This window comes from Micromonospora sp. WMMD735, from assembly GCF_049178995.1.
GTDB lineage: Bacteria > Actinomycetota > Actinomycetes > Mycobacteriales > Micromonosporaceae > Micromonospora > Micromonospora wenchangensis.
On sequence record NZ_JBMHMJ010000002.1, the window covers coordinates 1,453,438 to 1,468,658 of the forward strand.

Annotated in this window: 11 protein-coding genes and 2 rRNA genes; 9 read left to right on the forward strand and 4 right to left on the reverse strand. The window is 70.0% G+C overall.

Going from position 1 to position 15,221, the window contains the following annotated elements:
- Nucleotides 1-28: 28 nt before the first annotated feature.
- From ACN268_RS06385 to ACN268_RS06425, 9 genes are all read left to right on the forward strand, one after another.
- Nucleotides 29-904, forward strand: a complete 876-nt coding sequence (locus ACN268_RS06385; protein ID WP_088647633.1) for a family 3 encapsulin nanocompartment shell protein — start codon at nt 29-31, stop codon at nt 902-904.
- An 11-nt stretch (nt 905-915) separates the two neighbouring features.
- Complete coding sequence (locus ACN268_RS06390) at nt 916-2,217, forward strand: NAD(P)/FAD-dependent oxidoreductase (protein ID WP_421482214.1); 1,302 nt, start codon at nt 916-918, stop codon at nt 2,215-2,217.
- Complete coding sequence (locus tag ACN268_RS06395) at nt 2,214-2,912, forward strand: aspartate/glutamate racemase family protein (protein ID WP_421482215.1); 699 nt, start codon at nt 2,214-2,216, stop codon at nt 2,910-2,912. Before ACN268_RS06390 ends, ACN268_RS06395 begins: the two co-directional genes overlap by 4 nt.
- A 289-nt stretch (nt 2,913-3,201) precedes the next feature.
- A complete protein-coding gene (gene lanKC, locus ACN268_RS06400; RefSeq protein WP_421482216.1) occupies nt 3,202-5,808 on the forward strand; it encodes a class III lanthionine synthetase LanKC in 2,607 nt (868 codons plus the stop codon).
- 69 nt (nt 5,809-5,877) lie between these two features.
- Nucleotides 5,878-5,997: a SapB/AmfS family lanthipeptide gene (locus ACN268_RS06405; protein WP_088647629.1), complete on the forward strand. Its 120-nt coding sequence runs from the start codon at nt 5,878-5,880 to the stop codon at nt 5,995-5,997.
- 83 nt (nt 5,998-6,080) lie between these two features.
- Complete coding sequence (locus ACN268_RS06410; RefSeq protein ID WP_067312693.1) at nt 6,081-6,200, forward strand: SapB/AmfS family lanthipeptide; 120 nt, start codon at nt 6,081-6,083, stop codon at nt 6,198-6,200.
- Nucleotides 6,201-6,283: 83 nt separating this feature from the next.
- Nucleotides 6,284-6,403 carry a SapB/AmfS family lanthipeptide gene (locus tag ACN268_RS06415; protein WP_067312693.1) on the forward strand — a complete coding sequence of 40 codons (120 nt, stop codon included), beginning with the start codon at nt 6,284-6,286 and terminating at the stop codon, nt 6,401-6,403.
- Between the two features lie 70 nt (nt 6,404-6,473).
- Complete coding sequence (locus ACN268_RS06420; RefSeq protein ID WP_421482217.1) at nt 6,474-8,141, forward strand: ABC transporter ATP-binding protein; 1,668 nt, start codon at nt 6,474-6,476, stop codon at nt 8,139-8,141.
- Nucleotides 8,138-9,904, forward strand: coding sequence for an ATP-binding cassette domain-containing protein (locus ACN268_RS06425; RefSeq protein WP_421482218.1), 1,767 nt, complete (start codon nt 8,138-8,140; stop codon nt 9,902-9,904). The genes ACN268_RS06420 and ACN268_RS06425 overlap by 4 nt, the downstream gene beginning before the upstream one ends.
- Before the next feature lie 166 nt (nt 9,905-10,070).
- Here the strand turns inward: ACN268_RS06425 and ACN268_RS06430 are convergent, their stop codons facing one another.
- From ACN268_RS06430 to ACN268_RS06445, 4 genes are all read right to left on the reverse strand, one after another.
- On the reverse strand, nt 10,071-10,763 hold the full coding sequence (locus ACN268_RS06430) for a response regulator transcription factor (protein WP_421482219.1): 693 nt from the start codon (nt 10,761-10,763) through the stop codon (nt 10,071-10,073).
- 110 nt (nt 10,764-10,873) lie between these two features.
- Nucleotides 10,874-11,461, reverse strand: a complete 588-nt coding sequence (locus ACN268_RS06435) for a LuxR C-terminal-related transcriptional regulator (protein WP_421482220.1) — start codon at nt 11,459-11,461, stop codon at nt 10,874-10,876.
- Nucleotides 11,462-11,746: 285 nt separating this feature from the next.
- Nucleotides 11,747-11,863 (reverse strand): 5S ribosomal RNA (gene rrf, locus ACN268_RS06440).
- Nucleotides 11,864-11,971: 108 nt separating this feature from the next.
- Nucleotides 11,972-15,084 (reverse strand): 23S ribosomal RNA (locus ACN268_RS06445).
- Nucleotides 15,085-15,221 lie beyond the last annotated feature (137 nt).

The following is a 15,221-nucleotide window of genomic DNA, read 5'->3' on the forward strand; positions in this document are numbered from 1 at the left end:
TACCAGCTTCAGGACCAGGAGGGCAGTCATGCAGCGCACCGACGCCGTCAAGCGGACGATCGCCGAGGTCGTCGCCGAACGCAGGACCCAGATGTCGCCAGGCGGGTTGTTCGTCGAGGCGTTCGCCAAGGACGGTTTCGACACCAGCGTCGACTACGACGTCACCATCACCGACTCGCTGACCAGCTCCCGGCGCAAGCCCCGCTACCCGTCGCGGAACATGCTCAAGGTGGTGGACCTGTCCCGGGAGCCGCAGGAGTTCTACTGGCACGAGAGCCCGCCGCGCCCCGGCGACCCGGTCGTGGACGGCGCGGACCTGCGCCGGGAGGCCGCCAACCACTTCCACCGCTCCCCCATCCCGGAGCTGCTGACCACCCGGGCCTGGGTGCAGGTGCCCGACGAGCTGTGGGCCGACCCGGTGGGTTTCGCCCAGTTCATCGACTACCGCCTGGTGGTGCGGCTGGCCACCGCCGAGAACCACACCATCCTGCGCGGCGAGGGCGGGCTGCTGAACATGCCGCAGCTCGGCCGGCTCACCGACCCCGCGCCGTTCGCGTCGACCATCCTGGCCGCCTGCAACGAGGTGGAGCAGATGGGCAGCACCGCCGACGGGTTGATCATCAACCCGGCCGACTACTACCGGCTGCTCGGCGAGGGGCACCTGATGCGCGACGTGGAGGACAACGGCGTCTTCATCGTCCGGACCCGGCTGGTCGACCCGGGCACCGCGATCGTCGGCGACTTCGGCCACGGCGCGGTGCTGTTCGACGCCGGCCGGTCGACGATCCGGTTCGCCGAGCCACCGCCGGGCACCTTCGCCGAACCGGGTCGGGCGCTGTGCGCCGAGATCTGGGAACGGGTCGTGGTCAACCTGCCCACCTGTTTCTTCGTCGTCACCCTGTAGCGGGGGTCGACATGGCGACGACGGCCGGGCCGGACGACATACCCGCACGGTCCGATCCCGACGTCCTGGTCGTCGGCGCGGGCGTGGCCGGGCTGTTCTGCGCCTGGTTCCTGCGCCGGGCCGGGCTGAGCGTGACCGTGGTGGACCGGGGCGAGGTCGGCGACCCGGCCGCCTGTTCGTCGGGCAACACCGGTTTCGTCGGCACCCAGGGGGCCGCCCCGCTGGCCGAGCCGGGGGTGCCGGCGAAGGGGCTGCGCTGGATGCTGCACCCGGACAGCCCGTTCCACGTCCGGCCCCGGCTCGACCGGGAGCTGCTGACCTGGCTGTGGCACTTCCGCCGCCACTGCACGCAGCGGCAGGCCCGCGCCGGCTTCGAGGTGCTGCTCGACCTCAAGCAGCGCAGCCTGGCCATCCTGCGGGAGGTGTGCGCACACGACGACCTGGCCGGCACCCTCACCACCCGCGGCATGCTGCTGGCCTGCCGTACGCCCGAGGGGTACGCGGCGGCGCGGGCGTCGGTGCCGGCGGCGGTGGCCCGGGGGGTGCCGCTGCGCACCGTGGACCGGGCGGAGCTGGCCCGGCTGCAACCGGGCGTGGAGTTCACCGTCGCCGGGGCGCTGCTCAACGAGGAGGGCGCCGCGCTGCGCATCCCGGCGTTCCTGCTCGCCTTCGCCCGGCTGTTGCGGGCGGCCGGGGTGGAGATCCTCACCGACACCGAGGTACGCGGCTTCGACACCGTGGACCGTCGGGTCCGCGCCGTCCGTACCAGCCGGGGCGACCTGCGCCCCGGTGAGGTGGTGCTCGCCGCCGGGGTGTGGTCGGTGGCGTGCGCCAGGCAGTTGGGCGTCGGCCTGCTGCTGCAACCCGCCAAGGGGTACGCGGTGACCGTCGACGCCGGTCCGGCCACCCCGACCCTGCCGGTTCTACTCAGTGAGGGGAAGGTGGCCGTCATGCCGTTGGGCGACCGGATACGGCTGGCCGGGACGCTGGAGTTGACCGGCCTGGACACCAGCGTGTCCCCACGTCGGGTGGACGGCATCCGGCGCACCGTGCGGTCGTACCTGCCGGGGTGCGACACGGGGGGCCGGGTGCAGGTGTGGAGCGGGCTGCGGCCGTGCACCCCGGACAGCCTGCCGCTGATCGGCCGGCTCGGGTCGTACCGCAACGTCAGCGTCGCGACCGGGCACGGGCACATCGGGATGGGGCTCGCCCCGGCCGGTGGGCGGCTGCTCGCCCAGCTCGTCACCGGGACGCCACCGGACGTGCCACTGGCGACGTTCGCGGTGGACCGGCACCGGCGGGGGCACCGGTGAGCGCCCCCACGATCGGGGTGCTCTGCCTGCAGACCAGCTTCGACAAGATCCCCGGCCACATCCGCAACCCGGCGACGTTCGACTTCCCGGTGGTGTACCGGGTCGTCGAGGGGGCCACCCCGCAGCGGCTGGTCCGCGAGGCCGATCCGACCCTGCTCACGCCGTTCGTCACGGCCGCCCGGGACCTGCAGGGCGCCGGGGTCGCCGCGATCACCGGGGCGTGCGGTTTCCTGGTGCTGTTCCAGGCGGAGCTGGCCGCCGCCGTGGACGTGCCGCTGCACTCGTCGAGCCTGCTGCAACTGCCGATGGTGCACCGGATGCTCGGTCCGGGCCGGACGGTCGGGGTGCTGACCGCCGACGCGGCGGCGCTGACCCGCCGGCACCTGGCCGCGGTCGGCGCGCAGGACGTGCCGATCCGGGTCGCCGGGATGGCCGACGCGCCGGAGTTCCGTGAGGTCATGCTGGAGGGTCGGCGCGACGCCCTCGACGTCGACCGGTTGGCCGCCGAGGTGGTGGCCCGGGCGGACGTCCTGGCCGGGCCGGACCTGGGGGCGGTGGTCATCGAGTGCACCGACCTGGTGCCGTTCGCGCATCTGGTCCAGGCCCGGCTCGGGGTGCCGGTCTACGACATCGTCACCCTGACCACGATGGTGCACGCCGGTCTGGCCCGGCGCCCGTACGCCGAACGCCGCTAGCCCGTACTTCCCCGTACCGCCGGCCGGTCGGGTCCGTCGTGGACCCGGCCGGCCGGCGGTCTTTTCATGGGGGCTCCCCGCAGACCGCCCGGCGCACGGCGGTCGTGCGTGCGGGACCGGCGTCCGGGCCGAGCCGCAGGTGATGCGGTATTCACGATTTCAAACTCCGCCATTGTCACGAGTTTCCGGCCGGATCCTCACCGTAGGTCGATGACGCATAGCACTGTGCTCGACGGCCCGCCGATCGCAGGATTGACATCAACCGATCAGGGGATGGGAGGCAGCCGGGATGGACGACAGATACGACGCGTACTGCGCGGTCGATCCGCTCTTCTACGACTCGTTGTCCAGCGCGAGCGCCACCGCCACCGGCATCGGCTACGCCACCGACCGCCCGCAGCCGGCCGACTGGGAACGCGAGGTCAAGGACGACTGGCTGATCCACGCGCCGGTCGGCGGCACCCTGCCCCCTCAGGGCTGGAAGATCCACGTCTCGGCCCGGCTGGACAACGCCGAACGGGTCCTCACCCGGGTGATGGACTACTGCGAGCCGCGCGGCATCCCGTTCAAGCACCTGCGCGGTCCCCGGATGCTGCTGATGCGCAACAGCAAGTACGCCCGCCGCGGCGGCAGCGGCAAGTTCGTCACCGTCTACCCCCGTGACGACGCCGAACTGGAGCTGACCGCCAAGGAACTGGCGGCGCTGCTCGACGGTGAGCAGGGGCCCTACATCCTCAGCGACCTGCGCTACGGCGACGGCCCGGTCTACCTGCGCTACGGCGGTTTCGCCGCCCGCTACTGCCTCTCACCCGAGGGTCAGGTGGTGCCGGCCATCGCCGACGCCACCGGCACCCTGGTCCCCGACCGCCGCGACCCGGTGTTCCACCTGCCCGACTGGGTGACCCTGCCGGACTTCCTCGGCCCGCACCTGGCCGCCCGCAACGCCGCCAGCACCACCGAGCTGCCCTACCGGATCGAGAAGGTCATCCACTTCTCCAACGGCGGCGGCCTGTACGAGGCGCGGGACACCCGGACCGACACCCGGGTGGTGCTCAAGGAGGCCCGCCCGTACGCCGGCCTCGACGCCACCGGGTCGGACGCGGTGACCCGGCTGCACCGGGAGGCCACCGTGCTGCGCCAACTCGCCGACGTCCCGCACCTGGTGCGGGTGCACGACGAGTTCAGCTTCGGCGGGCACGAGTTCCTCGCCCTGGAGTTCGTCGAGGGCCGCCCGCTCAACCAGGTCGTCGTGCAGCGCTACCCGCTGGTGCACCCGGACGCCGACCGCGCCGACTACACCCGTTGGGCGCTGGACGTGCACCGGCAGGTCGCCGAGGCGGTCGAGGCCATCCACGCGCACGGCGTCGTCTACGGCGACCTGCACATGTTCAACATCATGGTCGGCGACGACGGCGCGGTCACCCTGATCGACTTCGAGGTCGCCGCCCCGGCCGCCGAGGCGAGCCGACCGGCGCTGCGCAACCAGGCGTTCGCCGCGCCCCGCGACCGGGTCGGCCCCGACGTCGACCGGTACGCCCTGGCCTGCCTGCGACTCGCCCTGTTCCTGCCGCTGACCGCGATGCTGCGGCTGGCCCCGGAGAAGGCGGCGCACCTGGCCGACCTGGTGGCCGAGCACTTCCCGGTCGACCGGGCGGTGCTCGACGAGACCGTCGCGGTGATCGTCGGTCCTCCACCGGCCACCGGCACCGCCGACCCGACGATCCCGACGACCCCCGCCGTGACGGCACCGACCCGGCTGGACCCGGACGTGGTGCGGGTCGACCCGGACGACTGGCCGGGCCTGCGCGACCGGCTGGTCCGGGCGATCACCGCCAGCGCCACGCCGCACCGCGACGACCGGCTCTTCCCCGGTGACATCCGGCAGTTCAGCGGCAACGACGGCGGGCTGAACCTCGCCCACGGCGCGGCCGGGGTGCTCTGGGCACTGCACGCCACCGGCGCCCCCGTCGACCCCGACCACGTGCACTGGTTGATCGACCGGGTCCGGGAACCCGCCTCCGGCAGCCGACTCGGCCTCTTCGACGGGCTGCACGGGGTGGCGTACGTGCTGGACCTGCTCGGGCACCGCGACGAAGCCCGCCGGCTGCTCGACCGCTGCCTCGGCGAACCGTGGACGGAACTCGGCAACGACCTGGTGGGCGGGCTGCCCGGCATCGCGCTGAACCTGACCCACTTCGCCACGCTGACCGGCGAGGACCGCTACGAGGCCGCCGCCCGACAGGCCGTCGACCTGGTCGTCGACCGGCTCGGCGACGTCGACTCGGTGGCCGAGGTCAGCGGCGGCCGGCACCCGTACGCCGGGCTGATGCGCGGCGGCGCGGGAGTGGCGCTGATGCTGCTGCACCGGCACGAACGGGAACCCGACGCGCGGCTGCTCGACCACGCCGAGACCGCGCTGCGGCAGGACCTGCGCCGCTGCGTGCGCCGCGACGACGGGCACCTGGAGGTCAACGAGGGCTGGCGGACCATGCCGTACCTCGCGGAGGGCAGCGTCGGGGTGGGGCTGGTGCTCGACCGGTACCTGCGCCACCGGCCCGACGAGGCCCTGCGCGAGCAGGCCGACGCGATCCGCCGTTGCGCCGACTTCCCGTTCTACGCCCAGTCCGGGCTGTTCGCCGGACGCGCCGGCATCGTGGCCTACCTGGCCGCCCGGGGCGAGTACGACGTGGCCCACGACCAGGCCCGCCTGCTGGGTTGGCACGCCCTGCCGTACGCCGGTGGCACCGCCTTCCCCGGCGACCAGCTGCTGCGGCTCTCGATGGACCTGGCCACCGGCACCGCCGGCGTGCTGGCCGCCGTGGCCGCCAGCCGACCCACCGATCCGGTCCGGTTGCCGCTGCTGGCGCCGACCGGCGACCCCACCCCGGCCGACTGACGGCCCACCCGCTCCCCGGGGGTCACCCCGGGGCCACCCGACCCGACGACTGTGGAAAGGAGGAAAGACATGGCCCTGCTCGACCTTCAGGGGATGGAGCTGCCGGCCGCCGAGCGCACCGGCGGTGGTAGCCGGGCGAGTCTGCTGCTCTGCGGCGACAGCTCGCTGAGCGTCACCACCTGCAACTGAACCGACGGTCGTCGACCCGACGACCCGACCGGATTCACACAGGCACACATCCATACCGAACACCTACAGAAAGAGGTAAGACCATGGCTCTGCTCGACCTCCAGGCGATGGAACTGCCGGCCACCGAGCGCACCGGCGGCGGCAGCCAGGCCAGCCTCCTGCTCTGCGGCGACAGCTCGCTGAGCGTCACCACCTGCAACTGAACCGACGGTCGTCGACCCGACGACCCGACCGGATTCACACAGGCACACATCCATACCGAACACCTACAGAAAGAGGTAAGACCATGGCTCTGCTCGACCTCCAGGCGATGGAACTGCCGGCCACCGAGCGCACCGGCGGCGGCAGCCAGGCCAGCCTCCTGCTCTGCGGCGACAGCTCGCTGAGCGTCACCACCTGCAACTGATCGACCGGTATCGCATGGCCCCGGACCGGCACCTGCCGGTCCGGGGCCGCGCGGCGTGGGAGGGGACGCGATGACACCGACCGACCGGCTCCTGCTGCGGGCCGTCCGCGCGGCCGGCTGGTGGACCCCGACGCTGGCGGTGGTCACCGTGGCCGGCACGGTCGCCGAGCTGGCCCTGCCGGCCGTGCTGGGCCGGGCCGTCGACGCCGCCGTCGGCACCGCGCCGCAGGACTCCCCCGACCGGTGGCTGGCCGCCGTCGTCGGGCTGATCGCGCTGCTGGTCGTCGTCGGCGTCGTGCGGGACTACGGCACCGGCGCGGCCACCGCCCGGTCGGTGGCCCACCTGCGGCACACCCTGGTCCGGCACCTGTTCGCCCTCGCCCCGCAGACCGCCGCCCGCCGCCCGGTGGGCGACCTCGCCGGACGGGTGGTGGGCCAGGTCGCCGACGCCGGTCAGGCCGCCCCGACACTGGTCACGGCCGCCACCGTGGCGCTGCCGCCGGTGGGCAGCCTGGTGGCGCTCACCCTGATCGACCCGTGGCTCGGCGTCACCTTCGTCACGGGGCTGCTCCTGCTCGGTCTGCTGCTGCGTGGCTTCGTCGCCGACGCCTCCGCCGCCGTCGCCGGCTACCAGCAGGCCCAGGGCGAGCTCGCCGGGCGGCTGGTGGAGGCACTGGCCGGGGCGCGCACCATCGCCGCCGCCGGCACCGGGGAACGGGAGGTCGAACGGGTGCTGACCCCGCTGGCCGCGCTGCACCGGCACGGGGCACGGACCTGGACGGTGCTCGCCGGCGCGGCCACCCGGGGCGCGGTGCTCAACCCGCTGCTCCAGGTCGCGATCGTCGCCGTCGGCGGGTTGTCGCTGACCGCCGGCCGGTTGACCCCCGGGGAACTGCTGGCCGCCATCCAGTACGCCGCCCTCGGCGCGGGCCTCGGCACCGTGGTCGCCGCCCTCAACAACGCCGTCCGGGTACGCGCCGGCTGCCGCCGGGCCGCCGAAGTGCTCACCGAACCCGCCCGCCCGTACGGCGACCGGCCGCTGGCGTCCGGGTCGGGCACGCTGGAACTACGCGGCGTCACCGTCCGCGACGCCGACGGCCGGGCCCTGCTCGACCGGGTGGACCTGCGGGTGCCCGGCGGCACGCTGCTGGTCGTCGTCGGCACCTCCGGTGCGGGCAAGTCCCTGCTCGCCGCCGTCGCCGGCCGGTTGCGCGACCCGGACGACGGGGTGGTGCTCCTGGACGGTGTGCCGCTGCCGGAACTGGCCCCGGCCGCCCTGCACGCCGCGATCGGCTACGGGTTCGAACGTCCGGTGCTCGTCGGCGACACGGTGGGCGCCGCCGTCGGGGCCGGCGCGGACCCGGTACCGCTGGCCCACGCCGCCGCCATCCACGACTTCGTCGAACGGCTGCCCGACCGGTACGACACCCCGCTGGCCGAGGTCGCCATGTCCGGTGGTGAACGGCAACGGCTCGGGCTGGCCCGCGCGTTGCGCGCCGAACGGCTGCTGATCCTCGACGACGCCACGTCCAGCCTGGACACCGCCACCGAGTACCAGGTGACCCGGGCGCTGACCGGGCCGGGTGACCGGCGTACCCGGGTGGTGGTCAGCCACCGGCTCGGCATGGCCGCCCGAGCGGACCTGGTCGCGTGGGTGGCCGACGGGCGGCTCCGTGCCGTCGGCCCGCACCTGACGCTGTGGGCCGACCCCGACTACCGGGAGGTGTTCCGGTCGTGACCACTGTCGTCGGCGTGACCCGGGCCGCGCTGCGGGCCCGGCGGGCGCAGCTGTGGCGGTTGGCCGGCTGGTCTGCCGCCGAGGTGCTGCCGGCCGCCCTGTCCGGGCTGTTCACCGCGCGGGCCGTGGACAGCGGCTTCCTGGCCGGCCGGCCGGGCGTCGGGCTGGCCTGGCTGGCCCTGCTGGGGCTGGCGGTGCTGGTCGGTGCGGCCGGCACCAACCGGTCGTACGCGCTGCTCGGCGCGGTGGTGGAGCCGTTCCGCGACGACCTGCTGCGCCGGGTGGTGCGCGGCGCGGTGGCCGGCGCGGCCGGCGGCCGGGCCGACGACGCGGCGGTGGCCCGGCTCACCCACCAGGTGGAACTGGTCCGGGACACCTACGCCGGCCTGCTGATGGTGGTGCGGGGCTTCCTGTTCGCCCTCGGCGCCGCCGTCCTCGGCCTGTTCTCGCTGGCCGCCCCGGTGGCGCTGCTGGTCGCGGTGCCGGTGCTGGCCGGTCTCGGGCTGTTCGCCGTGGCGCTGCCGGTGATGGTGGCCCGGCAGCGGGAGTACGTGCTGGCCGACGAGCAGCTCGGCCGGGCCGTGGTGACCGCGGTGAGCGGCCACCGCGACGTCACCGCCAGCGGCGCCCGCGACCAGGTCACCGGGTGGGTCGGCGGGTCCGTCGACGCGCAGGCCCGGGTGGAGCGCCGGCTGGCCACCATGGCGGCGACCCGCAGCCTGAGCCTCGCGCTGGGCGGCTGGCTGCCGGTGCCGGCGCTGCTGCTGGCCGCACCGTGGCTGGTCCGTCAGGGGCTGGGGCCGGGCGCGCTGCTGGGCGCGCTCGTCTACGTCACACGGGGGGTACAGCCGGCGCTGCACAGCCTGGTGCAGGGGGTCGCGGCCGGTGGCCTCCGGTTCGCCGTCACCCTGGACCGGCTGCTGCGTACCGCCGCTGCGGCCGACGGTGACCCGGCCGGGTCGCGGCCCCGCACCGCACCGCAGCGGACCGGGGCCGCGTTGTCGCTGCGCGGGGTGACCTTCCGGTACGGCCCGCACGCCGACCCGGTGCTCGACGGGCTCGACCTCGAGGTGCCCGTCGGGGACCACCTGGTGATCGTCGGGGCCAGCGGGATCGGCAAGTCGACCCTGGCGGGGCTGATCGCCGGGGTGCTGCACCCCCAGTCGGGCACCGTCCACGTCGGGGGGTCACCGGTGGGCGGGGCGACGCCCGGCGAACTGGCCGAGCGGCGCGTGCTCATCCCCCAGGAGGCGTACGTCTTCACCGGCACGCTCCGCGACAACCTCGGCTACCTGGCCCCCGGTGTGCCGGACGACGTGGTGGACCGGGCGGCGGCCCGGCTGGGACTGACCGGGTTGCTGACCCGGCTCGGCGGGTACGACGCGACGCTGCGCCCGGCGGACCTGTCGGCCGGCGAGCGGCAGCAGGTGGCGTTGCTACGGGCCTGGCTCTCCCCCGCCCCGTTGACCATCCTCGACGAGGCGACCTGTCACCTGGACCCGGCCACCGAGGCCCGGCTGGAGACGGCTTTCGCCGCCCGGCCCGGCACGCTGGTGGTGATCGCCCACCGGGTCAGTTCGGCGCTGCGGGCACGGCGGGTCCTGCTGCTCGACGGGCGGACCGCGCTGCTGGACACCCACCAGGGGCTGCTGGACCGCTCGCCGGCCTACCGCGCCCTGGTCGGCTACGGTGAGACGGAACCGTCGGACACCGCCACCTTCTGGACGGCGTCGGACGGGACATCGGCGGCGGCCCGTACCTAGTCGCCGCGAACCTCAGCCGCGACAATCCACGTCGGAGGTACGCCCCGAGGCGGTGCCCGGACTCAGGTCGGGACACGACCGGCGGCGGGGCCCGGGGGCAGCCCGGGGGCAGGCCCCGCGTCGGTGCCGGCGGGCACGCCGGGTGCCGGGACCGGGTGGGTGCCGGTCACAGCCAGCCGGATTCCCGGGCGATCCGCACCGCTTCCCAGCGGGTCCGCGCTCCGGTCTTCGCCATGATCCGCGACAGGTGGTTGCGCACCGTGCCGGCCGACAGCACCAGCCGTTGCGCGATCTCCTGGACCGGGTGCCCCTCGGCGACCACGTCGAGCACCTCCCGCTCCCGGTTGGTCAACGGGTTGTCGGCGACCTCGAGGGCGGCGACCACCAGATCGGGGTCGAGGACGACCCGTCCCTCGGCGAGCTGCCGTACCCCGTCGACGATCCGGCCGGGTGGCACGTCGCGGCTGAGGAAGCCGATGCGGTGGCCGTGCTCGGCGAGCACCGGCCCGAGCCGGCCGGCCCGTCGCTGTTCGACGAGAACCAGCAGAGAACCCACGGGTGCGCTCGTCGGCTCCGTCGAGGAACGGAGCGCCGGGGCGGGGGACCCGCCTCCGGCACCCGGAGTGGTTTCGACGACGGGCTCCGCGACGCCCAGGGTGGCCAGCCGGACCAGTTCCGTCACGGTCAACATGTCGAACTCGACCACGGCCACGTCGGGGCGCTCGGCCCGGACCGCCGCTCGCAGGTGGTGGGGACTGTCCACCTCGCCCACGATCTCGATGTCGTGTTCGGCGGCGAGCAGCTGGGCGAGGGCGCCCCGGAGCAGCCCGCCCTGGAGGGCGAGCAATGTGCGAACCATAAGCGACTCCCGAGATGATGCCCGTGTTGACGAAATGTGTGCGGTCGATGACGCACGGTTCGGAATCTTATTGAATCCGTAACTGGTTCGACACCCCTTCCCACGGGTGGTCAGATCCACCCGGCATCCTGGGCCCGCTGCACCGCTTCCCACCGGTTGCGGGCACCGGTCTTGCGGAGCACCGCAGACAGATGGTTGCGGACGGTGCCCGGCGCCAGGTGCAGGTGACCGGCGATCTCCTTGGTGGACATTCCCCGCGCGGCCGCGGCGGTCACCTCGCGCTCCCGCTCGTTGAGGGGATTGACCGCAGCGTCCAGCGCGGCCAAGGCGGTCACCGGGTCGATCATCCGCTGCCCCTCCGCGACCAGACGAAGCTGGTCCAGGAGTTCCTGGGGCGCAACGTCCTTGGCGATGATCCCCCGGGCCCGGGCCCCGAGGGCCCGGCGCAGCACCCGGGCGGTCCGCCGGGAGGTCAACACCACCACCGCACATTCCGGCAGCCGGGCATGCCATCGCCCGGCGAGCACGGCGGGGTCCTCGATCGCGTCGAGGTCGACCAGGACGACGTGGGGACGCCGGGTGACGACCCCATCCGTCAGATGGTGGTCGGGATCGCTCTCGCCGGCCAGCTCGAATCCGGGAGCCGCGGCCAGGATCGCCGCGAGGGCGGTACGCAACAGTCCCGGCGGCCCCACCACGACGACACGAATCGTCGGTTCATCGTTTTCTGCCGCCCGGTCCGGACCCGACGATGACTGTTTTCCGCTCGCCAGTTCGTCCATCCGTCACATTTTCCCAAAGTGAGGCGGCGGCAGACGCGACTGTCGGAATGACGACCCGTTTCCGGCCAGCGGAAGAACGGTCGAAATGCATCATGTGATGGAAAGAGCGAGCCGGCGGACTGCCGGACGTCCGGAAAGCACCGATCCGACGGATACAACAGTTGAGGCCAACCCCGTGGGGTTGGCCTCAACTGAAAGGTTGTCCGGCGGTGTCCTACTCTCCCACACCCTCCCGAGTGCAGTACCATCGGCGCTGGAGGGCTTAGCTTCCGGGTTCGGAATGTGACCGGGCGTTTCCCCTCCGCCATGACCGCCGTAACACTATGAACATATCAAACAACACACACACCCACAAAAACCACTACCACCCTGTGGGGGGTTGTTTGGTGTTTGTTCAGAGTTGCACAGTGGACGCGTAGCAGCCTTGTTATCAAGTCCTCGGCCTATTAGTACCGGTCAACTCAACCCGTTACCGAGCTTACATTTCCGGCCTATCAACCCAGTCGTCTAGCTGGGGGCCTTACCCCCACAAAGTGGGGTGGGATACCTCATCTTGAAGCAGGCTTCCCGCTTAGATGCTTTCAGCGGTTATCCCTTCCGAACGTAGCTAACCAGCCGTGCCCCTGGCGGGACAACTGGCACACCAGAGGTTCGTCCGTCCCGGTCCTCTCGTACTAGGGACAGCCCTTCTCAAGTATCCTACGCGCACGGCGGATAGGGACCGAACTGTCTCACGACGTTCTAAACCCAGCTCGCGTACCGCTTTAATGGGCGAACAGCCCAACCCTTGGGACCTGCTACAGCCCCAGGATGCGACGAGCCGACATCGAGGTGCCAAACCATCCCGTCGATATGGACTCTTGGGGAAGATCAGCCTGTTATCCCCGGGGTACCTTTTATCCGTTGAGCGACACCGCTTCCACACGCAAGTGCCGGATCACTAGTCCCGACTTTCGTCCCTGCTCGACCTGTCAGTCTCACAGTCAAGCTCCCTTGTGCACTTGCACTCAACACCTGATTGCCAACCAGGCTGAGGGAACCTTTGGGCGCCTCCGTTACCCTTTAGGAGGCAACCGCCCCAGTTAAACTACCCACCAGACACTGTCCCTGAACCGGATAACGGTCCGAAGTTAGATACCCAAATCAACCAGAGTGGTATTTCAAGATTGCCTCCACCCATACTGGCGTACAGGTTTCACCGGCTCCCACCTATCCTACACAAGTCCATTCAGATACCAATGTCAAGCTATAGTAAAGGTCCCGGGGTCTTTCCGTCCTGCCGCGCGTAACGAGCATCTTTACTCGTACTGCAATTTCGCCGGGCCTGTGGTTGAGACAGTGGGGAAGTCGTTACGCCATTCGTGCAGGTCGGAACTTACCCGACAAGGAATTTCGCTACCTTAGGATGGTTATAGTTACCACCGCCGTTTACTGGCGCTTAAGTTCTCCGCTTCGCCCCCGAAAGAGCTAACAGGTCCCCTTAACGTTCCAGCACCGGGCAGGCGTCAGTCCATATACATCGAATTACTTCTTCGCATGGACCTGTGTTTTTAGTAAACAGTCGCTTCCCCCTGCTCTCTGCGGCCATACAACGCTCCACCCGCACGGGGCTTCACGTCTCCGGCCCCCCTTCTCCCTAAGTTACGGGGGCAATTTGCCGAGTTCCTTAACCACAGTTCGCCCGATCGCCTCGGTATTCTCTACCTGACCACCTGTGTCGGTTTGGGGTACGGGCCGCTCGAAACTCGCTAGAGGCTTTTCTCGGCAGCATAGGATCACTGACTTCACCTGAATCGGCTCGGCATCACGTCTCAGCCTCCATGCGGTGCGGATTTACCTACACCACGGCCTACACGCTTACCCCGGCACAACCACCGGCCGGGCTCAGCTACCTTCCTGCGTCACCCCATCGCTTGACTACTACCCGCCAGGTTCCCACGCTCCCCAACCTCAACCCGAAGGTCTCGGCTGGTTCGGGTGGTTAGCACAACGAGGTTCATCAGGGACGCTCCTTCGCGGGTACGGGAATATCAACCCGTTGTCCATCGACTACGCCTCTCGGCCTCGCCTTAGGTCCCGACTCACCCAGGGCGGATTAGCCTGGCCCTGGAACCCTTGGTCATCCGGCGGAAGGGTTTCTCACCCTTCTTTCGCTACTCATGCCTGCATTCTCACTCGTGCCGCGTCCACAACTGGGTCACCCCGCTGCTTCACCCCCGGCACGACGCTCCCCTACCCATCCACACACCTGCACGCACCATCAAGGGTACGCGTGGTTAAAATGTGAATGCCACAGCTTCGGCGGTGTGCTTGAGCCCCGCTACATTGTCGGCGCGGAACCACTTGACCAGTGAGCTATTACGCACTCTTTAAAGGGTGGCTGCTTCTAAGCCAACCTCCTGGTTGTCTATGCGACCCCACATCCTTTTCCACTTAGCACACGCTTAGGGGCCTTAGCTGGTGATCTGGGCTGTTTCCCTCTCGACTACGAAGCTTATCCCCCGCAGTCTCACTGCCGCGCTCTCACTTACCGGCATTCGGAGTTTGGCTGATTTCGGTAAGCTTGTAGGCCCCCTAGACCATCCAGTGCTCTACCTCCGGCAAGAAACACACGACGCTGCACCTAAATGCATTTCGGGGAGAACCAGCTATCACGGAGTTTGATTGGCCTTTCACCCCTAACCACAGGTCATCCCCCAACTTTTCAACGTTGGTGGGTTCGGCCCTCCACGCGGTCTTACCCGCGCTTCAGCCTGCCCATGGCTAGATCACTCCGCTTCGGGTCTAGAACATGCGACTCAAACGCCCTCTTCAGACTCGCTTTCGCTACGGCTCCCCCACACGGGTTAACCTCGCCACATGCCACTAACTCGCAGGCTCATTCTTCAAAAGGCACGCCGTCACCCCGCAAGGCTCCGACGGATTGTAGGCGAACGGTTTCAGGTACTATTTCACTCCCCTCCCGGGGTACTTTTCACCATTCCCTCACGGTACTCGTCCGCTATCGGTCACCAGGAAGTATTTAGGCTTACCAGGTGGTCCTGGCAGATTCACGGCAGATTTCAGGAGTCCGCCGCTACTCGGGAACACCCACAGAAGATCAGCAACTTTCACCTACCGGACTCTCACCGACTACGGTTGGCTTTTCCACACCATTCGGCTAGCCACTGACTTTATAACTCCTCGAACAAGTGTCAGCTTGTTCAGCAGGGTCCCACAACCCCGACCACGCAACCCCTGACAGGTATCACACGCAACCGGTTTAGCCTCAATCCGCTTTCGCTCGCCACTACTCACGGAATCACTAAATTGTTTTCTCTTCCTACGGGTACTGAGATGTTTCACTTCCCCGCGTTCCCCCCACACACCCTATGTGTTCAGGTGCGGGTGACACCACATGACTGGTGCCAGGTTTCCCCATTCGGACACCCTGGGATCACAGCTTGGTTGACAGCTCCCCCAGGCCTATCGCGGCCTCCCACGTCCTTCATCGGCTCCTGGTGCCAAGGCATCCACCGTTCGCCCTTGACAACTTGACCACAAAGATGCTCGCGTCCACTGTGCAATTCTCAACAAACAACCAACCCACAACCCCAAAGCCCCACACCAGCAACCCCACCCCGCCCACAAGCAGAGACAGAATCCGGTATGCGAGACCAGGCCATGCCTGGCAACC